General features: G+C 47.5%; 17 protein-coding genes. 1 reads left to right on the forward strand and 16 read right to left on the reverse strand.

The features are described from left to right. Positions 1 to 47: 47 nt before the first annotated feature. The 5 genes from carB to secA form a co-directional block, all read right to left on the reverse strand. The gene (gene carB, locus VV1_RS02755; RefSeq protein WP_011078652.1) at positions 48 to 3,281 is read right to left on the reverse strand and encodes a carbamoyl-phosphate synthase large subunit; all 3,234 of its coding nucleotides are present in this window, start codon (positions 3,279 to 3,281) and stop codon (positions 48 to 50) included. Between the two features lie 16 nt (positions 3,282 to 3,297). Next, positions 3,298 to 4,437, reverse strand: a complete 1,140-nt coding sequence (gene carA, locus VV1_RS02760; protein ID WP_011078653.1) for a glutamine-hydrolyzing carbamoyl-phosphate synthase small subunit — start codon at positions 4,435 to 4,437, stop codon at positions 3,298 to 3,300. 481 nt (positions 4,438 to 4,918) lie between these two features. Beyond that, positions 4,919 to 5,728 carry a 4-hydroxy-tetrahydrodipicolinate reductase gene (gene dapB / locus VV1_RS02765; RefSeq protein WP_011078654.1) on the reverse strand — a complete coding sequence of 270 codons (810 nt, stop codon included), beginning with the start codon at positions 5,726 to 5,728 and terminating at the stop codon, positions 4,919 to 4,921. A 92-nt stretch (positions 5,729 to 5,820) separates the two neighbouring features. Continuing rightward, positions 5,821 to 6,219 (reverse strand): 8-oxo-dGTP diphosphatase MutT, encoded by a 399-nt coding sequence (gene mutT, locus VV1_RS02770; RefSeq protein WP_013572425.1) that lies wholly within the window; start codon positions 6,217 to 6,219, stop codon positions 5,821 to 5,823. Positions 6,220 to 6,284: 65 nt separating this feature from the next. Then, positions 6,285 to 9,008, reverse strand: a complete 2,724-nt coding sequence (gene secA, locus VV1_RS02775; RefSeq protein WP_011078656.1) for a preprotein translocase subunit SecA — start codon at positions 9,006 to 9,008, stop codon at positions 6,285 to 6,287. A 331-nt stretch (positions 9,009 to 9,339) separates the two neighbouring features. On the opposite strand from secA, the gene VV1_RS02780 reads away from it, so the two are divergent. Next, on the forward strand, positions 9,340 to 9,798 hold the full coding sequence (locus tag VV1_RS02780; protein WP_011078657.1) for a DUF721 domain-containing protein: 459 nt from the start codon (positions 9,340 to 9,342) through the stop codon (positions 9,796 to 9,798). A gap of 73 nt (positions 9,799 to 9,871) precedes the next feature. Here VV1_RS02780 and lpxC read toward each other — a convergent pair whose 3' ends face one another. From lpxC to murE, 11 genes are all read right to left on the reverse strand, one after another. After that, positions 9,872 to 10,789, reverse strand: a complete 918-nt coding sequence (gene lpxC, locus VV1_RS02785; RefSeq protein WP_011078658.1) for a UDP-3-O-acyl-N-acetylglucosamine deacetylase — start codon at positions 10,787 to 10,789, stop codon at positions 9,872 to 9,874. Between the two features lie 98 nt (positions 10,790 to 10,887). Beyond that, complete coding sequence (gene ftsZ, locus VV1_RS02790) at positions 10,888 to 12,102, reverse strand: cell division protein FtsZ (RefSeq protein WP_011078659.1); 1,215 nt, start codon at positions 12,100 to 12,102, stop codon at positions 10,888 to 10,890. Positions 12,103 to 12,134: 32 nt separating this feature from the next. Continuing rightward, entirely contained in the window at positions 12,135 to 13,397 is a 1,263-nt protein-coding gene (ftsA, locus tag VV1_RS02795) for a cell division protein FtsA (protein ID WP_011078660.1), read from the reverse strand. A 10-nt stretch (positions 13,398 to 13,407) separates the two neighbouring features. After that, a complete protein-coding gene (locus VV1_RS02800; RefSeq protein ID WP_370293068.1) occupies positions 13,408 to 14,109 on the reverse strand; it encodes a cell division protein FtsQ/DivIB in 702 nt (233 codons plus the stop codon). Between the two features lie 257 nt (positions 14,110 to 14,366). Further along, on the reverse strand, positions 14,367 to 15,827 hold the full coding sequence (gene murC, locus VV1_RS02805; protein ID WP_011078662.1) for a UDP-N-acetylmuramate--L-alanine ligase: 1,461 nt from the start codon (positions 15,825 to 15,827) through the stop codon (positions 14,367 to 14,369). 13 nt (positions 15,828 to 15,840) lie between these two features. After that, positions 15,841 to 16,908 carry an undecaprenyldiphospho-muramoylpentapeptide beta-N-acetylglucosaminyltransferase gene (murG, locus tag VV1_RS02810; RefSeq protein ID WP_011078663.1) on the reverse strand — a complete coding sequence of 356 codons (1,068 nt, stop codon included), beginning with the start codon at positions 16,906 to 16,908 and terminating at the stop codon, positions 15,841 to 15,843. After that, positions 16,895 to 18,088 (reverse strand): cell division protein FtsW, encoded by a 1,194-nt coding sequence (gene ftsW / locus VV1_RS02815; RefSeq protein ID WP_013572432.1) that lies wholly within the window; start codon positions 18,086 to 18,088, stop codon positions 16,895 to 16,897. Before ftsW ends, murG begins: the two co-directional genes overlap by 14 nt. A gap of 44 nt (positions 18,089 to 18,132) precedes the next feature. Further along, the gene (gene murD, locus VV1_RS02820; protein ID WP_011078665.1) at positions 18,133 to 19,461 is read right to left on the reverse strand and encodes a UDP-N-acetylmuramoyl-L-alanine--D-glutamate ligase; all 1,329 of its coding nucleotides are present in this window, start codon (positions 19,459 to 19,461) and stop codon (positions 18,133 to 18,135) included. A gap of 33 nt (positions 19,462 to 19,494) precedes the next feature. Then, positions 19,495 to 20,577: a phospho-N-acetylmuramoyl-pentapeptide-transferase gene (gene mraY / locus VV1_RS02825; RefSeq protein WP_011078666.1), complete on the reverse strand. Its 1,083-nt coding sequence runs from the start codon at positions 20,575 to 20,577 to the stop codon at positions 19,495 to 19,497. Further along, positions 20,574 to 21,935 carry a UDP-N-acetylmuramoyl-tripeptide--D-alanyl-D-alanine ligase gene (locus VV1_RS02830; RefSeq protein ID WP_011078667.1) on the reverse strand — a complete coding sequence of 454 codons (1,362 nt, stop codon included), beginning with the start codon at positions 21,933 to 21,935 and terminating at the stop codon, positions 20,574 to 20,576. Before VV1_RS02830 ends, mraY begins: the two co-directional genes overlap by 4 nt. Continuing rightward, a complete protein-coding gene (gene murE / locus VV1_RS02835) occupies positions 21,932 to 23,413 on the reverse strand; it encodes a UDP-N-acetylmuramoyl-L-alanyl-D-glutamate--2,6-diaminopimelate ligase (protein ID WP_011078668.1) in 1,482 nt (493 codons plus the stop codon). The genes VV1_RS02830 and murE overlap by 4 nt, the downstream gene beginning before the upstream one ends. Positions 23,414 to 23,432 lie beyond the last annotated feature (19 nt).

The following is a 23,432-nucleotide window of genomic DNA, read 5'->3' on the forward strand; positions in this document are numbered from 1 at the left end:
GTTGTCATATAAGCCGTTATAGTTATGAACTCAGGGCTTACTGATTGTTACGCTTTCAAACTCGCTTGCACTTGCGCGTGCAGTTCCTGTACCGACGTCACGCTTGCTTTCGCGTCCGCCGTATGAGACATACAGGTCGCAAATGCCGCGTTAAGTGTCGTGGTGTAGTTCACTTTTTCTGCAAGTGCGCCACGGCGTAGAACTTTCGAATCTTCAATCGCTTGACGACCAGCCGCCGTGTTCACGATGTAGGTGTATTCGTTGTTCTTGATGCGGTCAAGAATGTGAGGACGACCTTCGTGCACTTTGTTTACTAGACGTGGGTTGATGCCCGCTTCACCTAAGATCACTGCCGTACCGTGTGTCGCATCCAGCTTGTACCCTAGTTTCAGTAATTTAGACGCTAGGTCAACCACACGTTGCTTGTCGCCTTCGCGTACCGAAAGCAGCGCACGACCACCTTCAGGATACACATTGCCACAACCCAGTTCTGCTTTCGCATACGCTTCAGCAAAAGTTGCACCTACACCCATCACTTCACCCGTTGAGCGCATTTCAGGGCCCAATAGTGGGTCAACGCCAGGGAACTTGTTAAATGGCAGAACCACTTCTTTTACCGAGTAGTAAGGAGGAATAATCTCTTTGGTGAAACCTTGCGATTCCAGAGACTGACCAGCCATAACACGTGCTGCGATTTTCGCAAGTGGTGCACCGGTCGCTTTCGATACGAATGGAACGGTACGTGCAGCACGAGGGTTCACTTCGATGAGGTACACTTCGTTGTCTTTTACGGCAAACTGCGTGTTCATTAGGCCACGAACGCCCAACTCAAATGCCAGCTTTTCAACTTGCTCACGCATCTTGTCTTGGATTTCTTGGCTTAACGTGTAAGCAGGCAGTGAACATGCTGAGTCACCTGAGTGAACACCCGCTTGCTCGATGTGCTCCATGATACCGCCAATCACCACGCGCTCACCGTCACAGATAGCGTCGATATCGACTTCAATTGCATCGTCTAGGAAGCGATCCAGTAGAACCGGTGATTCGTTCGACACGCTAACCGCTTCGTTGAAGTAGCGGCGTAGGTCTTGCTCGTCATAAACGATTTCCATAGCGCGGCCACCCAGTACGTAAGATGGACGAACGACCAATGGGAAGCCAATTTCACGCGACTTCTCAACCGCTTGCTCCATGGTGGTTACGGTTGCGTTCTCTGGCTGTAGCAGGCCTAAGCGGTCAACCGCTTGTTGGAAACGCTCACGGTCTTCCGCACGGTCGATGGCATCAGGGCTAGTACCGATAATTGGTACACCCGCCGCTTCTAGCGCACGCGCCAGTTTCAGTGGAGTTTGACCACCGTACTGCACGATCACGCCTTTTGGCTTTTCAACACGAGCAATCGCCAACACATCTTCTAGAGTAACCGGTTCAAAGTAGAGACGGTCTGAAGTGTCGTAGTCGGTTGATACGGTTTCTGGGTTACAGTTCACCATGATGGTCTCGTAACCATCTTCACGTAGCGCTAGCGAAGCGTGTACACAGCAGTAGTCAAACTCAATACCTTGACCGATACGGTTTGGACCACCGCCCAGAACCATGATCTTTTCTTTATCGGTTGGGTTCGCTTCACACTCATCATCATAAGATGAGTACATGTAAGCCGTATCCGATGAGAATTCTGCCGCACAGGTATCAACACGCTTGTATACAGGGTGGATGTCGAATTGGTCACGTAGACGACGGATTTCACTTTCAGCCACGCCGAGTAGTTTTGATAGGCGAGCGTCGGAGAAACCTTTACGCTTCATTTGACGAAGCACATCTTGAGTTAAACCAGCAAAACCACCCGCTTTCACTTGCTCTTCCAGCTTCACAATCTCTTCGATTTGAACCAGGAACCAGCGATCGATGTTAGTTAGGTTAAACACACCATCAACTGACATACCCGCACGGAATGCATCGGCAATGTACCAAATACGCTCAGCGCCCGCTTCTTTCAGCTCGTGGCGAATTTTGGTCAGTGCATCTGGTGAATCAAGATCAACCATCTCATCAAAACCAGTCGCGCCCACTTCTAGACCGCGCAGCGCTTTGTGCAGTGATTCTTGTTGGTTACGGCCAATGGCCATCACTTCACCAACTGACTTCATTTGCGTCGTCAAACGGTCGTTAGCACCGGCAAATTTCTCGAAGTTGAAACGAGGAATCTTAGTCACTACGTAGTCGATGGTCGGTTCAAATGATGCTGGCGTCGCACCACCAGTGATGTCATTTTGTAGCTCATCAAGCGTGAAGCCAACGGCTAGTTTCGCTGCAATCTTCGCAATAGGGAAACCTGTCGCTTTTGACGCTAGAGCAGAAGAGCGCGATACACGTGGGTTCATCTCGATGATAACCATACGGCCATCTTTCGGGTTGATACCAAACTGCACGTTTGAACCACCTGTCTCTACACCGATTTCACGAAGTACCGCTAGCGACGCATTACGCATCAGTTGGTATTCTTTATCTGTCAGCGTTTGAGCCGGTGCCACGGTGATAGAGTCACCGGTGTGGATGCCCATTGGGTCGAAGTTTTCGATTGAACATACGATGATACAGTTGTCCGCTTTGTCGCGAACCACTTCCATTTCGTACTCTTTCCAACCGATCAAAGATTCATCGATAAGCAGTTCATTGGTTGGCGACAGGTCAAGACCACGGCGACAGATTTCTTCGAACTCTTCTTTGTTGTACGCGATACCCCCCCCCGTACCACCCATGGTGAATGACGGGCGGATGATACATGGGAAGCCAACCATATCGAGCACTTTGTACGCTTCTTCCATGGTCTTCGCCGTATCAGCACGAGGACACTCTAGGCCGATAGATTTCATCGCTTTGTCGAAACGCGAACGGTCTTCCGCTTTATCGATGGCATCAGCAGTTGCACCGATCATTTCTACGCCAAATTCCGCTAGCACGCCGTGCTTTTCAAGCGCAAGCGCACAGTTTAGAGCCGTCTGACCACCCATGGTTGGTAGAACCGCATCTGGACGCTCTTTTTCGATAATCTTGCGTACCACTTCCCATTGAATTGGCTCGATGTAGGTCGCATCCGCCATATCTGGGTCTGTCATGATGGTCGCTGGGTTCGAGTTTACTAGGATAACTCGGTAACCTTCTTCACGTAGCGCTTTACATGCTTGTGCGCCTGAGTAGTCAAACTCACAAGCCTGACCGATAACAATTGGACCAGCACCTAGGATAAGAATGCTTTGAATGTCAGTACGTTTTGGCATTGTCTACTACTCCAAATTAAGCGCTGTGTTGTTTAATCAGTTCGATGAAATGGTCAAATAGCGGAGCTGCGTCGTGTGGACCTGGGCTCGCTTCAGGGTGACCTTGGAAGCTGAATGCTGGCTTGTCTGTGCGGTGAATTCCCTGCAAAGAGCCATCAAAGAGCGATACGTGAGTAGCACGTAGGTTATCTGGTAGAGTTGCTTCATCAGCGGCAAAACCGTGGTTTTGCGAAGTAATCATCACCACATTGCGGTCTAAATCTTTTACAGGATGGTTTGCACCATGGTGACCAAACTTCATCTTCACCGTTTTCGCACCAGACGCCAACGCGAGAATTTGGTGGCCAAGACAAATACCAAATACTGGTAGGCCATTTTCTAGGAACACTTTGGTTGCTTCAATCGCATAAGTACAAGGTGCTGGGTCACCAGGGCCGTTTGACAGGAAAACACCATCTGGGTTTAGCGCCAGAACGTCTTCTGCCGACGTTTCTGCTGGCACGACCGTTAAGCGGCAGCCGCGGTCAACCAACATTCGTAAGATGTTGCGTTTTGCGCCGAAATCGTAGGCAACAACGTGATATGGCAATTCGCTGTCATCTTTCGCTTCTGGAAGTCCACCCTCAAGCGTCCACGAACCTTGTTTCCATTGATACGCTTCTTTTGTTGTAACCTCTTTCGCAAGATCCATTCCTTTTAAACCTGGGAATTCTTTTGCTTTCGCCAGTGCCAAAGCTTCATCTAGGTTGTTACCTGCAACGATACAACCGTTTTGTGCACCTTTCTCACGCAGAATACGAGTGAGCTTACGCGTATCAATATCAGCAATGCCGACAATGTTTTGCGATTTGAGGTAATCAGAAAGAGATTGTTCACTACGGAAGTTAGAAGCGATAAGAGGAAGATCGCGAATCACAAGGCCTTGAGCATGAATGGAAGAGGATTCTTCGTCTTCGGAAGTGGTTCCGGTATTGCCAATGTGAGGATAAGTAAGAGTAACGATTTGCTGGGAATAAGAAGGATCAGTGAGGATTTCTTGATACCCCGTCATCGAGGTATTGAAAACGACTTCTCCAACGGAAATACCATCTGCGCCAATGGACACTCCGCGGAACACTGTCCCATCTTCCAGGACTAACAGTGCTGATTTACTCAAGACAACCTCCAGAATAAAAATGCATAAAAAATAAATTAAACTGCAAATCTGCCCTATCTATCACCAGAAAAGTGTGATTTTGGGGAATTCAGACAAATTGGCGGTATTCTAAAGACACTCTTGATACATGTCAACATTTCGCTTTTAACAAAATAGCACTTTAGAGCATCTAGGGTAAAAAACAGCAAAACAGCCCCAAAAGTATAACTTTATTCAGCTTCAACCACCCAATTCATGAAAATTTTATGAAACGAGCAAAAACCAAGCAAACATAGATCACATTTTTTATTTACACCAAAAAGCAAACGTTGCGCAAGTTTCCATTACACTTACTTTCTAGCACTTCAGAACAAAACAAGACTAAACAACAAGAAATAACACATTAACTTAACGCTAAGAAGACAAGAACTTTGAGCAAACTTTAAGGAAAAGTAGAGCAGATAAAAGAAGCGCCAGCATTGGCTGGCGCATAATTATTTATTTACAGGTCGTTAAGACCAAGGACATCTGTCATGGTATAAAACCCGGCAGGTTTTTCGTGCAGCCACACTGCGGCTTTGACGGCACCATTAGCAAAAGTCATACGGTCTGTTGCTTTGTGGGTAATTTCTACACGCTCACCAATATCAGCAAACATCGCGGTATGCTCGCCAACAATATCCCCCGCTCGAATGGTCGCGAAACCAATTTCGTCTTTGGTTCGCTCTCCAGTGATCCCTTCACGAGCATAGACGGCAACATCACTGAGTTTATTACCCATGGCACCAGCAATCGCTTCGCCCATACCAATAGCTGTACCCGATGGAGCATCCACTTTGTGGCGGTGATGCGCTTCCACAATTTCGATGTCACAGTAGTCGCCCATCACTTTAGCCGCTTTTTCAAGCAGCTTGAAAACAAGATTCACGCCCACAGAGTAATTTGGCGCCATGACCACAGGTACCTGTTGCGCGACCAGATCGATCTGCTCACGTTGCTCTTCGGTAAAGCCAGTAGTACCAATAACAATACTCTTGCCATATTGTTGGCAAAGCGCCAAATTGTTCAAGGTGCTTGCTGGAGCGGTAAAGTCAATAATTACGTCAAATTGATCAATCTGTTTGGCTAAATCATCACATACTACAACGTCAAACTTACCTTCACCGCATAGCTCACCAAGGTCGACACCAACCAGTGATGATTCTGGACGCTCTGAGCCAGCGGCAACCTTGGCTACGGGATTGTGATGTGCTGCTTTAACCAAATTGCGACCCATACGACCCGCCGCTCCTGCCACTGCAATTCTTACCATTGCATTTTTCTCCGTGTTTCTGGATCTGCCAAACGGGCAAATCGATCAAATAGGTTCTTAAACTATCAACTATTGCAAAGCGAGACCAGATCTCAAGCAAACTCTTTTAGCACTCTTTCGAGAATTGGTACGTTTGCTTCTGGAAACGGGTAACGGCTCAGTTCCGCAATCGCCACCCACTCTCCCTGTTGTCCTTCTCTTCCATAAGGCTGACCGTTAAAATCCGTCACTGTGATAAAGTCAAACTTGAGCGATTTATCTGGGTAATCGTACTCTAAATGCTCAAACAGCTGTTGTTGAGTCGCCGTAATACCAATTTCTTCTTCGAGTTCACGTACCATGGCTTGCTCTATGCTTTCCCCCTCTTCGACTTTGCCTCCAGGAAACTCCCAAAAGCCACCTTTGTGTTTATCATCCGGACGCTTGGTAATGTAAACCTGGCTCTTATCTTGATTGAAAATAATCGCCGCAACAATATGGATACGTTTCATCATTTTTTCCTTAAAAAAAGAGCCGCCTAAGCGACTCTTAATTGATTACATTAATTAGGCTAACACTAATTGATTTGACCGTGACACTGTTTGTATTTTTTGCCACTACCACAAGGGCAAGGTTCATTACGACCTACTTTACGCTCGTCACGGACCACTGGCTGGTGATGCCCTTCGTCAGAATCATCAGCAAGCTGGCTTTGAGCTGAGGCATGTTGAGCTTGTGCACGGCGAGCGGCTTCTTCAGCTTGTGCACGACGCTGAGCTTCCATACGCTCCACTTCTTCTTGCTGCTGCACACGAACTTTTGACAAAATCATCACAACATCAGATTTCAATGTTTCAAGCAAGCCTTCAAACAGTTCAAACGACTCACGCTTGTATTCCTGTTTCGGGTTCTTTTGTGCATAACCACGCAGATGGATACCTTGACGTAAGTGGTCCATCGCCGCCAAGTGCTCTTTCCACAATGTATCCAACGTTTGTAACATCACTGATTTTTCGAAGTTACGTAGCACTTGTGCACCAACCACTTCTTCTTTCGCTTTGTAGACTTCAACCGCGGTATTAATGACTTTTTCACGTAGTGCTTCTTCGTAAAGCTTGTCGTCTTCTTCCAACCATTGCTTCACAGGAGCATCGATATCGAAATCGTTCTTTAGACGTTCTTGTAGGCCTTCAAGATCCCACATGTCTTCCAGTGATTGAGGTGGAATGTATTCATCGATGACACCTTGAAGCACATCAACGCGATTGTGTTCGATCATATCGCTAATGTCATCAACACTCATCAACTCATCACGTAGCTCATACACGACTTTACGCTGATCGTTCGCCACATCATCGTACTCAAGTAGCTGCTTACGAATATCGAAGTTACGTCCTTCCACTTTGCGTTGCGCTTTTTCGATAGAGCGAGACAGCATCTTAGATTCGATCGCTTCCCCTTCTTCCATACCACTTTGAATCAATGCCGCCATACGATCCGAAGTAAAGATACGGAGTAATGAATCTTCCATAGAAAGGTAGAAACGAGATGAACCGGCATCACCCTGACGACCTGAACGACCGCGCAGCTGGTTATCGATACGGCGGGATTCGTGACGCTCAGTACCAATAATGTGTAGACCGCCCGACTCAAGCACTTGATCGTGAACTAGCTTCCACTCAGCTTTGATTTCATCAATCTGTTCTTGCGTTGGGTTAGCCATCGATTCAACTTTCGCTTGCCAACTACCGCCTAGCACGATGTCCGTACCACGACCAGCCATGTTGGTTGCAATGGTCACCGAACCCGGTTTACCGGCTTCTGCAACAATTTCCGCTTCTTTTTCGTGGAACTTGGCATTTAGAACATTGTGTTTAATTTTCGCTTTTTTCAGCGCATTCGAAAGCAGCTCGGATTTCTCGATAGAAACCGTACCCACAAGTACAGGTTGACCTTTTTCTACGCGCGCTTTGATGTCTTCAATAATGGCAGCAAATTTCTCTGCTTCAGTACGATAAACAACATCTGGCATGTCGTTACGGATCATTGGCTTGTTGGTTGGGATAACCACTGTCTCAAGACCGTAAATCGATTGGAATTCGAACGCTTCGGTGTCCGCTGTACCCGTCATACCTGACAGTTTTTCATACAGACGGAAGTAGTTCTGGAATGTAATCGAAGCCAAGGTTTGGTTTTCGTTTTGGATCTTAACGCCTTCTTTCGCTTCAACCGCTTGGTGAAGACCTTCAGACCAACGACGACCAGGCATTGTACGGCCAGTGTGTTCATCAACGATCACCACTTCGCCGTCTTCGTTTACGATGTAGTCTACGTTCTTCTCGAACAGAACATGCGCACGTAATGCCGCGTTAACGTGATGCAAAAGGCTGATGTTGGTTGGAGAGTACAATGTATCTCCCTCTTCCATTAGGCCATTTTTCACCATCAACTCTTCCACAAACTCTTGGCCTGTTTCCGTTAGATGCACTTGCTTCGATTTTTCGTCGACAGTGTAGTGGCCATCACCACGATACTCTTCAGAGTCTTCTTTATCTTGCTTCTGCAATAATGGAATCAGCGCATTGATACGCGTGTAAAGCTCAGAGCTGTCTTCAGCAGGACCAGAAATGATAAGTGGTGTACGCGCTTCATCGATCAAGATCGAGTCCACCTCATCGACGACGGCAAAGAAACGCTCACGCTGAACGCGATCTTCATTGCGGAAAGCCATGTTGTCGCGTAGGTAATCAAAACCAAACTCGTTGTTGGTCCCGTATAGGATATCGGCTTGGTACGCTTCTTTTTTCGCAGGATGAGGCATGTTTGGCACATTAATGCCAACGGTCATTCCTAGAAACTCAAATAGAGGGCGGTTGGTTTCTGCGTCACGCTTTGCCAAGTAATCATTGACGGTAACAATGTGAACACCTTTACCAGCCAGTGCGTTAAGGTAAGCAGGAAGAGTTGCGGTTAAAGTTTTACCTTCACCCGTACGCATTTCAGCGATTTGGCCTGCATTGAGAACCATACCACCGATCAACTGAACATCGAAATGACGCATACCGTAAACACGCTTTGATGCTTCACGAACGGTAGCAAATGCTTCAGGTAATAGTTGGTCAAGCGTTTCGCCTTGTTCTAGACGTTGGCGAAACTCAACCGTTTTTGCTTTTAATTGTTCATCTGAGAGAGCCTCAAAGGTCGGCTCGTAGTTGTTAATCTCTTTAACAATCTTTCTAAGGCGGCGCAGTGTGCGATCGTTGCGACTACCAATCACCTTTGTCAGTAGCTTAGTTATCATTTCTTATGAATCTCTCTTTGTTAGACCATTTCGGCCTACGATAAATGCCTTCAGTCTCTACCAGTTTTAAACTAAGGATACTGAGATAAATCATGTAACTCAGATATTGTACTGACGAGCTATTTTTTCAAGGCTAAGGTGGCAAATAATGTCGTCTAGTGTAAGGATTTTTCGTTAAGACAACCATCACAAACCCCATTTGTTTGAAGCGCTTTGAAGTTTTTATTGTTATTGGCGATGGATTCACCAGTGAAATAACCCCAAAGCAACTTGAAGCAGGCTTAAGTGGTAACTTAGAATGCATGTATGGATGTTTTTTTAGGTGCCTATCATGCGTGATCATCGCCCCACTTCAACACAAGAACTTATTGACGGTAGCGGTAGCTCGCTACAAAAGATCCAGCATCATGCGTGCGAGATACTCGAGTTGAATAAAGTGTTAGCAGAATTGCTGCCAAATGGGACGGCACAGCATTGCCGAGCGGCAAATTTACGTCAGGGATGTTTGATCCTCGATGTCGCCAGCGCAGCGATCAAAATGAAGATTGATTATGATCGATTAACGATCCTGAATGCTTTACGCTCTCGCGGATTCGCTAAATTAATGGCTATCGAAGTACGCATTAATCCTGGCCTTTATCAGCAAAAAGATCCTAAGGATCAAAAGAAGCGCGAGCCGATCTCGCAAAATGCTGCAAATGCTTTAACTATGATTGCCGAAATGGCACCACCAAAAGTGAAAGCTCGTCTCGAGCGATTGGCTGCAATGGCAGAGAAGAAATCGAGCTGAATTTTGATTTGTTAATGAATCAAAAAAGTAAAAAGCCAGACATCTGTCTGGCTTTTCTTTATTCATTCGCTTGTTACGCTAAAACCATATTCGGTTCTGCGAAGGCAACTGGAGAACCAACTTCTTCTTCAAACGTTGTCCATTCCCAAGCTTCTTGATCTGCCAACACTGCGCGTAGCAATTGGTTATTTAAACCATGTCCGGATTTGTATGCGCGGAACTCACCAATAATCGCATGACCACACATGTAAAGGTCACCGATCGCATCCAACACTTTGTGCGTAACAAATTCGTTTTCGAAACGAAGGCCTTCTTCGTTAAGAATGCGGTAATCGTCCAACACAATGGCGTTGTCAAAGCTGCCACCCAAGACTAAATTTTGTGACTGGAGATATTCGATATCACGCATAAAGCCAAAAGTACGTGCACGAGAGATTTCACGAACAAAACCTTGCGTTGAGAAATCGAACAACAAACGCTGCTCATCAGAATCGATTGCAGGGTGGTTAAACTCGATTTCAAAATCCATGCGGAAACCATTAAATGGTACAAATTCAGCCCACTTGTCACCGTCTTCAAAACGAACTGGTTTCTTAATACGGATAAAACGCTTCGCTGCATTTTGTGTCTCAATGCCTGCTTGCTGAAGCAAGTAAACAAATGGACTTGCGCTGCCATCCATAATTGGAATTTCAGGAGCATCAACTTCAATGATGATGTTATCGATACCCATACCCGCAAGCGCTGCGTTCAAATGCTCCACTGTAGAAATGCGCACACCCTCATCATTCACGAGCGCAGTACACAACATAGTGTCACGAACAGAAGCAGGATCAGCAGGAAAATCTACCGCAGGCGTTAGATCAGTGCGGCGATAAATAATGCCAGTGTTTGCAGCTGCAGGGCGAAGAGTTAATGTGACTTTACGACCAGAGTGGAGACCCACACCAGTTGTTTTCACAATTTCTTTCAGAGTACGTTGTCTGATCATCTGATTGCCTCTTTGAAGTGCTACAAATCACGGTCGTCTAAGACGCCGACCGTGAATGCTACCACAATTTTGAACAGTGTCAAATTTGTGCCTGAATATTAATCAGCCTGACGACGTAAAAATGCCGGAATATCCAAATATCCGCTCTCTTTTTCCTGCTTAGGTGCCGCATTCTGGCTACCTGATGCAGGAGAAGAAGAAACAGGCGTCGATGGCTGAGGAGTAACCTGAGGTCTTTCCTGCAAAGTTTGTGCCGGTTTCTCTTCCACCTTCGCTGCCACAACAGGTTGTGGTGCTGCAGTTGGTTGAGCGACTTTAGCTTTACCACCTGAAACTAACGTGATGTCTGGTTTCTTATCGTTACCGATACCGGTAGCAACCACCGTCACTCGAATTTCATCCGCCATGTCTGGATCAAGTGAAGTACCGATTACGACTGTTGCGTTATCCGAAGCAAACGCTTTAACAGTATTACCCACCGTTTCAAATTCATCTAGGCGCATATCTAGACCAGCGGTAATGTTAACCAGCACGCCACGAGCACCTGCAAGGTCGATATCTTCGAGAAGTGGGCTAGAAATAGCCATTTCCGCCGCTTCTTCTGCACGATCTTCGCCTTTTGCCACACCGCTACCCATCATCGCGTGACCCATCTCAGACATCACTGTACGAACGTCCGCAAAGTCCACGTTGATCATGCCAGGGCGAGTAATTAGCTCGGCGATACCTTGCACTGCATTTTTTAGAACATCATTCGCGCTAGCAAAGGCTTCCAACAAAGTGATGCCGCGACCAAGCACTTTCAGCAGCTTTTCGTTTGGAATGGTGATCAATGAGTCAACATGCTTTGATAATTCATCGATACCTTGCTCAGCAAATGCTAAGCGCTTCTTTCCTTCGAAACTAAACGGCTTGGTTACTACTGCAACCGTCAGGATGCCTAGCTCTTTCGCAACTTCTGCAATAACGGGAGCAGCACCAGTACCAGTACCACCGCCCATGCCAGCTGCGATAAACACCATATCGGCACCAATCAGCAATTCTTTAATTCTTTCTTTGTCTTCAAGAGCTGCGTCACGACCAACTTGTGGGTTTGCACCTGCACCCAGACCTTTAGTGATGTTGCCACCAATCTGGATCACATTGCCCACACTTGTCTTACGAAGTGCTTGTGCATCCGTATTGACGCTGATGAATTCCACGCCTTCGATGGATTCACGCACCATGTGTTCTACAGCATTACCGCCGCCGCCACCAACCCCAACGACTTTAATTACAGCATCGTCAGACATTTCCATCATCGGTTCAAACATGTGTTATCTCCGTTTTTCCTGCAACTCTCAGGTTAAAACTCTTTTTGTATCCAATTACGCAGCTTGCCAAACAAGCCAGTGACTGCCGAACGTTTAGGCTCGTTGTAGTCACTATCATCGCTTGAGCGCATATCTCGTGCGTAATGAAGTAATCCAACTGCCGTGGAATGATACGGCTCTTTTACATAATCAGTTAAGCCACTCACTTCTAGTGGCTTACCAACGCGAACTTGATTGCGGAACACTCGCTCCGCACATTCTACTAAACCTTCAATTTGCGCTGCCCCTCCGGTGAGGACAACACCCGCTGCAAGATGGTGCTTAATTCCATCTTCACGCAGCTTCATTTGAACAGATTCAATAGTTTGGTTAACTAATCCCATCAGTTCAGAATAGCGCGGTTCAATCACCTCAGACAAAGTTTGACGTTGCAAACTCCGAGAGGGACGCCCACCAACACTTGGGACGTTAACCGTATCATCCTTGCTGACTAACTCACTCAGAGCACAGCCATATTTCACTTTGATCTCTTCGGCATCACTCACGGGTGTACCAAAGGCAAAAGCGATGTCGCTGGTGACAGCATTGCCGGCATAAGAGAACACTTCGGTATGTCGAAGTGCACCACCAGTCCAGATTGCTACGTCCATGGTGCCTGCGCCGATATCGACCACACACACACCCAGCTCTCTTTCATCTTCTGTAATGACAGCATTACTTGCCGCCAAACCAGAAAAGACAATTTGCTCGACTTTTAAACCACAACGCTCTACCGCTTTAATTATATTACGCGCCATGTCGTTGTGGCAGGAAATAAGATGAACACTCACTTCCATTCTCACGCCAGACAAACCAAGAGGGTTTTTAATGCCTTCTTGATAATCGATGGTGAACTCTTGTGGAATCACATGAAGGATTCTCTGCTCATCACCGATTTTAATGGATTTAGCTGTATGTATAGCACGATCCATATCTTCTTGTGAGACTTCTTCATCGGAAATGGTACCCATGCCCTTTTCTATGCGGCTGGCAATATGCTTCCCCGATAAAGAAATAAATACGTTGCTGATTTGGCACTCAGCCATCATTTCAGCTTGATCGATCGCTCTCTGGACAGATTTCACCACAGATTCAAGATCGTTCACGCCGCCTTTATCCATACCACGAGATGGGCTACTGCCTGCTCCAATGATATTAATTTGACCATCAGGCAGAATTTCGCCTACCAGAGCGGATACGGTTGCAGTGCCTATATCAAGACCAACAATAATGTTGTCATCGGCGGTCTTAGTCATCTGTACTCTCTTATTCTGACTCTTGCTCAGGGAACCAGCCAACAGCGGCTCCCGTGTCATACCTGAGGTCAACATAGCTGACCTTATCAGCTTTGCTGCCTAATTGGCGATAGAGCGAAAAAAACCTCGCTACTCGCTCATCCAAAGACTCTTTGCCTAGTTCAAGGCGAATACCATTATCTAGGATGATTTGCCAAGCGCGTCGGTCATTTAATACTAATGAAGAAATCGATAAGCCTAACTTACTAAACTCAGGATTCATTTCTCGATACTTTTTCAGTACCTCAACCCCAGTCGCAACTGGCCCGTAAAGTTTGACTCTCTCTTCATTCAGTTGCGCGACGTCACCATCAAAGACCATTCCATCTTGATTGAGTAATGCGTTGCCATTCCAAATCGCGGCGGCACGGTGCTCTGTGATAAACACTTTCACCGTATCTGGCCATTGCTTGCGAATGGATGCATGCGCGACCCAAGGCAAGGCTTCCACGCTTTCTTGCAACACCGAAACGTCTTGCGACATAAAGGTGCCGATATGAGTAATACTGCCAAAGGCATGCTGTACATCATCGGCTGTGACGTACTGCAAATCCCCTTGCAGAATTATCTTTGATAAAGGCAGGCGTTGGTCATCCCACATCCAACTCAAGGTTGAATATAAAATTGAGCCGATTAAAGCGACAACCAATACGAAAAATGCAGCGCCAATTATTTGGTGCTTTTGTCTCTTCCAGTGCGAGGGAAGTACATCAGCTTCATCAACTGCTATTTCTGTCAAAGTTAACGCTTCCTGACTTTGTTCAAATACTCTTTATTCAGCGGATATTCGCGAGCGAAAAGTAATGACTTTAACTTCGGGATTATACTGAGCTCTTGTAAACTATCAAACATTGATAGAGAGAAATCGCAACGAAGTTATCGCAAATACGAGATCTGCGTTACTAACTGCTTAATATCCGCCACAAATGGCTATTTTGCTTTCATATTACTGATATTTAGCTCAAGTGCTGCCAATTGTCGGGCGACTTTACCAATATCCCCCGCACCTTGTGCTAATAACAGATCGCCTTCTTGTAAAATGTTCGCCAATACCTCTGGCAGTTGTTGGGTATCTGCAACAAAAATAGGGTCGATTTTTCCACGACTGCGAATCGTGCGGCACAATGAACGACTGTCCGCTCCAGCAATCGCTTTTTCACCCGCCGCGTACACATCTAACATGACCAACACATCAACCTGCTCAAGCACGTTCGCGAAATCATCGTAGAGATCTCGGGTACGGCTGTAACGGTGGGGTTGGAAAATCATCACGAGACGCTTCTCTTGCCAACCGTTTCGTGCAGCTTGGATGGTCACATCCACTTCGGTTGGGTGATGACCATAGTCATCAACCAGCATTACGTTTCCGTTGCCTGTTTCAAACTCACCCAGATGCTCGAAGCGGCGACCAGTACCTTGGGTACCAACCATGGCAGCAAGGATCGCGTCATCGCCAATTTCATCTTCCGTTGCAACAGCAATGGCCGCAGCGGCATTCAATGCATTGTGGCGGCCAGGAATATTCAGGGTAATATCCAGCGCTTCGCAATCTTTGCGGACCACGGTGAATTTTCCTTGCTGGCCTTCTTGACGGTAATTTTCAATGCGAACATCGGCATCTTCCGAGAAGCCGTAAGTAATGACTTGACGACTGATGCGCGGGATCAGCTCGCGAATCACCGGATCATCAATACAAACAATCGCCTGACCATAAAATGGCAAATTGTGTAAGAAGTCGATGAAGGTTTGCTTCAGTGTTTCGAAGTCACCGCCATAGGTATCCATATGGTCAGCTTCAATGTTTGTGACAATACACACCATCGGTTGCAAATGTAAGAACGACGCATCACTTTCATCGGCTTCAGCAATCAAAATGCGGCTAGAACCTAAACGCGCATTGGTACCTGCACTTTTTACCAGACCACCATTCACGAACGTTGGATCCAGTCCCGCTTCTGAATAAATTTGCGTCACCAATGCTGTCGTGGTGGTTTTACCATGCGTACCAGCGACGGCGATACCATGACGAAAACGCATCAGTTCCGCCAGCATTTCTGCACGGCGAACAACCGGAATGCGAGCTTCACGCGCCGCTTTAACTTCTGGGTTCGCTTCATTGATCGCTGTTGAGACAACAACAACACTCGCCTCTGCAACATTCGTCGCTTGGTGGCCGATATACACTTTCGCGCCTTTTTGAGCCAAGCGCTCAGTAACGGCATTTTCCGCAATATCAGAGCCGGTGATTTGATACCCTTCATTGAGCAACACTTCGGCAATGCCGCTCATACCTGCGCCACCAATACCAATGAAGTGGATGGATTTCACTCGGCGCATCTCTGGAACCATAGCGCGAATCTGTGCAAGATCTTGCTTGTGTTGAATAGTCATTAACCTGTTCTCTTTATTTCTGTTCAGTTAGGGCGACAATCGCATCCGCCACAACTTGGTCGGCATTATTTTGTGCTGCAGCTCGGGCGTGAAGCGCCATTGAGAGCAATGTATCTCGACCTAATTTTTGAATTTCTCCCGCGAGCTTATCCACCGTCAGTTGTGGCTGCTCAATCATCAGTGCGGCTCCGCACGCCACGAGATGATCTGCATTCAACGCTTGTTGACGATCTTTGTGCATAAATGGGATAAAAATGGCCCCTACGCCAGCGGCAGAGACTTCCGATACGGTCAGAGCTCCAGAGCGACACACCAATAGGTCGGCCCAAGCGTATTGCGCAGCAACGTCATCAATGAACTCGCTCACCTCAACGTGCTCAACGCCCGCTTGTTGGTAGGCTAGACGCACTTCATCCGCACTGCCTTTACCCGCTTGATGGCGAATCTCAAAACCAGACCCGAGTTGCGCCATCACTTGTGGCATGGTTTGATTGAGGATTCTGGCACCTTGGCTGCCACCCATCACTAAAATGCGTATTGCACCTTCTCTGTCCTGCATTCTCTGCATGGGATCAGGAAGGGCAACGACATCTTCACGTACTGGATTACCTACGACTGGTGCATCTTTAAATGCCCCCGGGAAGGCTTGAAATACCTTTTTGGCGATTTTCGCTAGCCAGTGATTGGTTAACCCTGCCACCGCATTTTGCTCATGCAGGACCACTGGAATGCCAGATAGCCAAGCGGCAATACCACCAGGACCACTTACGTAGCCGCCCATCCCTAACACGGCATCCGGCTGCCAACGCTTAATGTGTGCCTTCGCTTGAAAAATAGCATTGAGGATTTGAAAAGGCGCCAAAACAAGGCGTTTGATGCCTTGGCCACGCAAACCTTTGACTTTAATGAAATCGATATCGATACCGTGCTTTGGCACCAACTCGGCTTCCATACGATCCGCGGTTCCGAGCCAACGGATTTCCCAGCCTTGTTGCTGTAATTTTTTCGCCACCGCCAAGCCAGGAAAAACGTGTCCACCTGTGCCTCCTGCCATGACCATTAATCTTTTATTCTTTTTCATCTGTCTGTAAGTCTGTTTTATTGCCCATCGAGATAAGTCGGCATTCATGATCAATTCTCAGAAGAATCGATACAGCGATGGACATAATAATTAAACTCGAACCACCATAGCTGATCAGTGGTAACGTAAGACCTTTGGTAGGGACCATCCCCGCTGCTGCCCCTACATTAACTAGGGTTTGAAAAGCGAACCAGATACCAATACCAAAAGCGAGATATCCACCAAATTGCAATTGATGTTCAAACGCCTTTTTACCGATAAACACCGCTTTGATCACTAGGCTAAAAATGAGTGCTAAGATCAGTACCACACCAATGAAACCAAGCTCTTCTGCCATAACGGCAAACACGAAGTCGGTGTGAGCTTCCGGCAAATACTCTAATTTTTGAATCGAGTTACCCAAACCTTGGCCAAACCATTCACCGCGACCAAACGCCATTAATGATTGAGTCAACTGATAGCCGCTACCAAATGGGTCTTCCCAAGGATCTAAGAAAGACGTCACACGTCTTACACGATACGGTTCGATGAGAATCAATCCTACAACCGCGGTAATCCCAGCAACCATCAACGCCAGAAACTGGCTCAATTTGGCTCCAGCGATAAAAAGCATGCCAAACAAGGTGACCAGCATAACAACAACCGTCCCCAAGTCGGGTTGCCCAAGTAGCAATAGCGCTAACGCGCCAAAAACCATAATGGGTTTCATGAAGCCACCAAAAAAGGTCGCTCTTACTTCATCCTGTTTACGAACCAAATAACCGGACATGAAGATAAACAGTGCAAGCTTGGCCACTTCCGCTGGCTGTAGGTTAAAAAGCCCTAGAGGGATCCAGCGTGACGCGCCATTCACCGATTTACCCGCAATTAAAACCACGACCAGCAACGCAAATGCGATACCCAACAAATAGTGGCTATGGCTTTGCCATTTCTGTAGTGGGATTTGCAACACTACTGCGGAGGTGCCCAACGCCAAGCACAAAAAAGTGGCATGGCGGAACATAAAGTGAAAAGGCTGATCCGTCAGACGAGAGCTGATAGGAAAGGACGCCGATGTCACCATCACCAGCCCCGTCAGCATTAAACACAATGCAATCCAAACCAACTGCCGATCAAACAAGGCGTCTGGTGGTGAGTGGCGAAACCAGCCGAACAAATTGTTTTTGATATTACCTACCATCACCAAACATCGTGCCTTGTTAAAAATACGCGTTAGAGGTTGCGCTATGCATACTGGCGAGCCAATTCGGCGAATCGATCGCCTCGCGCCATAAAATTACTGAATTGGTCAAAACTAGCACATGCAGGGGAAAGCATCACCATATCTCCAGATTGTAATTGTGGAGATATATGTTCAATCACATCTTCCATCCGCTCAAAACGCGTGGCCGATGCGTGCAATGGCATAAATTGATCACCATCAGCACCAAAACAACATAGTTGGAGGTTTAGCTGCGCCAAAATCGGCTTCAATGGTGAAAAGTCAGCCCCTTTGCCATCTCCACCCACCAGCAGGTAGAGTTTGCCAGCACAGTTAAGCCCCGATAAGGCAGCCTGTGTACTAGCAAGATTTGTCGCTTTTGAATCATTGACCCACTTGATGCCACGATTATCTGCGACAACCTGACATCGGTGTGTCAAACCGGTGTAAGACTTCAAAGCGCTCAAGCCTTTACGGTAATCAATACCAGCGCACGTCAGCAGCGCCAAAACAACCAATACGTTTGCCACGTTGTGCTGACCGACTAATTTGAGTTCTCGGCTTGCCAAAATAGGTTGCTGGTTATATGACAACCAAGATTCCCCCTGATGACTTATGACACCAAACTCTTTGTCATCGGAGCCAAAAGTCACCAAAGCAAGTGATTGCTGGCCATGGGAAGTTTCAGGATAAGTCTGACGATCATCGCGATTCACGACTCCATGTTTTGCGTGCTGAAAGATGCGCAGTTTAGCTTGGCGATAGTCATCCATGCCTTGGTAGCGATCCATGTGATCTTCAGAAAGATTCAGAAATGCCGCTGCAACCAAGTGGAGGCTGGAAGTCGTCTCTAATTGAAAACTCGAGAGTTCAAGTACATAAAGCTCAACCTCTTGCTCCAACAAATCGAGTGCAGGAACACCAATGTTACCGCCAATTGCGCATTTCACCCCACAGGCGTTAGCCATGACTCCGGTTAAATCCGTGACGGTGCTTTTGCCATTTGAGCCAGTAATCGCGATGACGGGTTTATCTGCCGCCCAAGCGAACAACTCAATATCACCCACCACAGCAACGCCGCGTGCTAACACCGTTTGAATTTGAGGCGTCGCTAAGGCAATACCTGGGTTTGTGACGACCAAATCGGCCTCAGCTAACCAAGCGTCATTCCAACTGCCGACATGCAGCGCAATGTCTGGAGGCAATTGTTCCACACCTGGAGGGGTTGGACGCGTATCAATCACTTTCACTTGCAACTGCGGCTGTGTTTTTCGCAAATGTCTAACGACGGAGAGCCCAGTAATACCGAGCCCTACCACGACAACCTGTTTGATGTCTTGCCAACGATCCATATTTCATTACACCGTAAAAAGAGTGTCCGTCGATTAACGCACTTTCAGTGTCGCTAGACCGATCAGAACCAACACCATAGAAATAATCCAGAAACGCACAATAACACGTGGCTCAGGCCAACCTTTCAACTCGTAGTGGTGGTGAATGGGTGCCATGCGGAAAATACGTTGGCCGCGCAACTTGTATGAACCGACCTGCAAAATCACTGACAAGGTTTCCATGACAAAGACGCCACCCATGATGACCAAAACCAACTCTTGGCGTACAAGTACGGCAATCGTCCCCAATGCGCCACCCAGCGCGAGAGAACCGACATCGCCCATAAAGACTTGTGCTGGGTAAGTGTTAAACCATAAGAAGCCCAAACCGGCACCAACGATGGCAGTACATACCACCACCAGTTCAGAGGCGTGGGGTAGATACGGGATGTGAAGATACTGAGAAAAATTGACGTTGCCAGTTGCCCAAGCAATCACGGCAAACCCTGCTGCCACCAAAACCGTTGGCATGATCGCCAAACCGTCCAAACCGTCGGTTAGGTTCACCGCATTACTGGTACCGACAATCACAAAATAGGTCAGTACGATATACATCAGACCAAGTTGTGGCATAACGTCTTTAAAGAAAGGCACAACCAACTGAGTCGCGGCAGTATCCTTGCCATATGCGTATAGAGCAAAAGCCACAATCAACGCAATGGCTGACTGCCAAAAGTACTTCCAACGTGCGATCAAACCATCGGTATTCTTACGCACCACTTTGCGATAATCATCAACAAACCCGACCGCACCATAGCCCATCAAGACGGCCAGTACTGCCCAAACGTAAGGGTTGGATAAATTGGCCCACAGCAAAATGGTAATGGAAATAGCCGCGAGGATCATGACACCACCCATGGTTGGCGTGCCACGTTTACTAAAATGAGACTCCGGGCCTTCGTTACGCACCACTTGACCAATTTGCAGCAACTGTAAGCGCTTAATGAGGCGAGGCCCCATCCAAAGCGATAGCCCCAACGCGGTTAGAACACTTAAGATCGCGCGAAACGACAGGTATTCAAACAGTCGGAAAAAGGAAAAGTATGGCTGTAGCAGCTCGGCAAGCCAAATAATCATCGATAGTTCTCCTTCAAAGCAGCAGCCACTTTACTCATGCCAGCTGAGTTTGCGCCTTTGACCAACACGGTGTGACAGGCTTCATTTTCGTTGGCCAAATTCTGCTTGATGTATTCGATCAGTTCACCATGGTCTGAAAAATGTTTTCCACCACACAACTGGCTAATGATCCTTGTATCCTCGCCATAGGTAAGGACGTGTTCAAAATTTAATGGGGCAGCATGTTCACCGACTTGACGATGAAGTGCAAGACTTTCATTGCCCAATTCCGCCATATAACCTAAAACTAACCAACGCTGTCCGGTAAAACTACCTAATAGGTCCACCGCCGCCTTCATAGCTGGCACACTGGCATTATAACTGTCATCAATCAGTTTGATGTTGTCGGATAACTGTTGAACATCAACACGCCCTTTGACAGGCATCAAATTGAGCAATCCCGATTGGATTTGCGCTAAGCTGGCACCAAACTGCAAAGCAATGATGCTAGCGGCAATCGCATTGGCGACGTTATGTTGGCCAATGATACCAAGAGAAAGTGGAATGCGTTCTTCAGGCGTATGCAATACGAATGACGCTTTCCCTTGCGTATCCAGTACGATGTCTGTTGCGTAGAAATCGGCCTGCTCGGAGCTTGCCGAAAACGTCGTGACCTGTTTATCGGCCAGTACCTGTGTCCAGTACTCACCTCCATGACTGTCTAGATTGACGATGGCCACGCCACCAGCAGACAAACCTTGGTAGATCTCCCCTTTCGCTTGTTTCACGCCATCAATCGAGCCAAACCCTTCAAGATGCGCCGCAGCCACGTTGTTCACCAACGCCACATCGGGCCGAACAAGCTGGGTGGTATAGGCAATTTCACCAATATGATTGGCGCCCAGTTCAATCACCGCAAAATCATCTTCTGGCTCAGAGCGTAGCAACGTCAGAGGCGCGCCAATGTCATTGTTAAAATTACCTGCCGTGAACAGCACTTTGCCTTTTTGCTGCAGAATACTGGCCACCATCTCTTTCACCGTGGTTTTGCCGCAACTGCCCGTGATCGCCACGGTTGGAGTTTGGCAGCGCTGATGCACATTCGCTCCGAGCTGACCGAGTGCAATTTTCGTATCTTTGACCACTACTTGTGCAACGGGAAGATCCAGCGCTCGCTCCACCAACAATGCAATAGCACCTGCGTCCACCGCTTGCTGGCAAAAATCATGCGCATCAAAACGTTCACCGACGAGCGCAATAAATAACGCTTGCTGAGGGATATGACGCGTATCCGTTGAAACGGTACAAAAGATGGCGTCATCGCCAATCAGTTGTCCTTGCGTCAATTGCGCCAAATGACTCAGAGAGGTCTCAATCATGATGAAATTCCTAGCAGTTGCTGCGCCGATTCACGATCCGAGTAGTGAACCGTCTGGTGCTTGAGTACTTGATAATCTTCGTGGCCTTTGCCTGCCAACAAAATGATGTCATCCGCTTGTGCATTGTCGAGCGCGTATTGAAGCGCACTGAAGCGATCGTGCTCAACCACCGCACTGTCCGCACGGGTTAAGCCCGCCAGCATATCTTGCACAATCATGGTGGGGTCTTCACTGCGTGGGTTGTCGTCGGTAAGCACGACGTGATCGGCCAGACGCTCTGCAATCTCAGCCATCATTGGTCGCTTGCCTTTATCGCGATCACCACCACAGCCGAAAATCGCCCACAAATGACCGGTACAGTGAACACGCAGTGCTTGCAGCGCTTTCTCCAGCGCATCTGGGGTATGTGCATAATCGACCACCACTTTTGCTTTGCTGTTCACTTGAAACAGTTCCATACGTCCAAGTACTGGACGCAGGCTTGCGGCCGAATCCAATAAAGCTTGCTTATCAACGCCTAAGGCTAACAGTGTTGCCAACGCGAGCAGTAAGTTGGTGGCATTAAATTCACCAATCAATGGCGCGTGCAGACGCCCTTGGCCAAAACAGCCATCAAACTCAATCGTAATACCGCTTTCTGCGTAAGCTACCGAGCTGGCCCACAGTGCTTTTACACTTGCATCTTGTGGAAACAATGAAACGCCGACCCCTTGTTGCAGCTCTTGAAACCACTGCGCACCGACTTCGTCATCCAAATTGATGATTGCATGCTGGCACTGGTGCTCAGTAAACAGCGTCATTTTGGCTTTGGCATAGGCTTCCATCGTGCCGTGATAATCCAAATGATCACGACTCAGATTGGTAAACACGCCAGCTGCAAACTGTAGCGCCTTAACGCGCCCCTGCACTAAGCCATGAGAAGAGACTTCCAACGCAGTTGCTTTTGCCCCTTGCTGCTGTAAGTCTGCCAACGTTTTTTGAATCTCAACCGCATTGCCCGTGGTATTGGCCGCAGGCTGTAAGGCATTGAGAAAACCGTTGCCCGTCGTCCCCATCACCGCGGCTTTTTGCCCGGCTAACTCTAGCCATTGCGCAATCAATTGAGTGATGGTGGTTTTGCCATTGGTTCCTGTCACACCAATTAATGACATCTCAGGATGTTGGTACAGGCGTCCCGCTAATTGCGACAGTTTTTCGTCCAGCTTCTCAAGATAGACAATCACCACGTTTTGCTGATAGCGCACCAAGCCGGAAGGGTATTGCTGACAAGATTGAGCAATGACGGCATTTGCGCCCTGTTCTATTGCTTTCTCAATATACTGGCGGCCATCCACCACGTGACCAACGATAGCGACAAAAGTATCGCCTTGTTTCACCTGACGACTGTCTAACTCCAGCGATTGGACGGTAATGTCCGCAAGCTCAGGACAATCTAGCCACGGCGCTAATAAATTTGTCAGATTCATGGTATTTCGCATTTTGTTCTCCGAGCCACGC

The organism is Vibrio vulnificus CMCP6, from assembly GCF_000039765.1.
GTDB lineage: Bacteria > Pseudomonadota > Gammaproteobacteria > Enterobacterales > Vibrionaceae > Vibrio > Vibrio vulnificus_B.

Excerpts from the sequence above, each read along its gene's own strand:
- carB (WP_011078652.1), bottom strand. The coding sequence starts at position 3,281 with ATGCCAAAACGTACTGACATTCAAAGCATTCTTATCCTAGGTGCTGGT.
- dapB (WP_011078654.1), bottom strand. The coding sequence starts at position 5,728 with ATGGTAAGAATTGCAGTGGCAGGAGCGGCGGGTCGTATGGGTCGCAAT.
- mutT (WP_013572425.1), bottom strand. The coding sequence starts at position 6,219 with ATGAAACGTATCCATATTGTTGCGGCGATTATTTTCAATCAAGATAAG.
- secA (WP_011078656.1), bottom strand. The coding sequence starts at position 9,008 with ATGATAACTAAGCTACTGACAAAGGTGATTGGTAGTCGCAACGATCGC.
- VV1_RS02780 (WP_011078657.1), top strand. The coding sequence starts at position 9,340 with ATGCGTGATCATCGCCCCACTTCAACACAAGAACTTATTGACGGTAGC.
- lpxC (WP_011078658.1), bottom strand. The coding sequence starts at position 10,789 with ATGATCAGACAACGTACTCTGAAAGAAATTGTGAAAACAACTGGTGTG.
- ftsZ (WP_011078659.1), bottom strand. The coding sequence starts at position 12,102 with ATGTTTGAACCGATGATGGAAATGTCTGACGATGCTGTAATTAAAGTC.
- ftsA (WP_011078660.1), bottom strand. The coding sequence starts at position 13,397 with ATGACTAAGACCGCCGATGACAACATTATTGTTGGTCTTGATATAGGC.
- murC (WP_011078662.1), bottom strand. The coding sequence starts at position 15,827 with ATGACTATTCAACACAAGCAAGATCTTGCACAGATTCGCGCTATGGTT.
- murG (WP_011078663.1), bottom strand. The coding sequence starts at position 16,908 with ATGAAAAAGAATAAAAGATTAATGGTCATGGCAGGAGGCACAGGTGGA.
- ftsW (WP_013572432.1), bottom strand. The coding sequence starts at position 18,088 with ATGGTAGGTAATATCAAAAACAATTTGTTCGGCTGGTTTCGCCACTCA.
- murD (WP_011078665.1), bottom strand. The coding sequence starts at position 19,461 with ATGGATCGTTGGCAAGACATCAAACAGGTTGTCGTGGTAGGGCTCGGT.
- mraY (WP_011078666.1), bottom strand. The coding sequence starts at position 20,577 with ATGATTATTTGGCTTGCCGAGCTGCTACAGCCATACTTTTCCTTTTTC.
- VV1_RS02830 (WP_011078667.1), bottom strand. The coding sequence starts at position 21,935 with ATGATTGAGACCTCTCTGAGTCATTTGGCGCAATTGACGCAAGGACAA.
- murE (WP_011078668.1), bottom strand. The coding sequence starts at position 23,413 with ATGCGAAATACCATGAATCTGACAAATTTATTAGCGCCGTGGCTAGAT.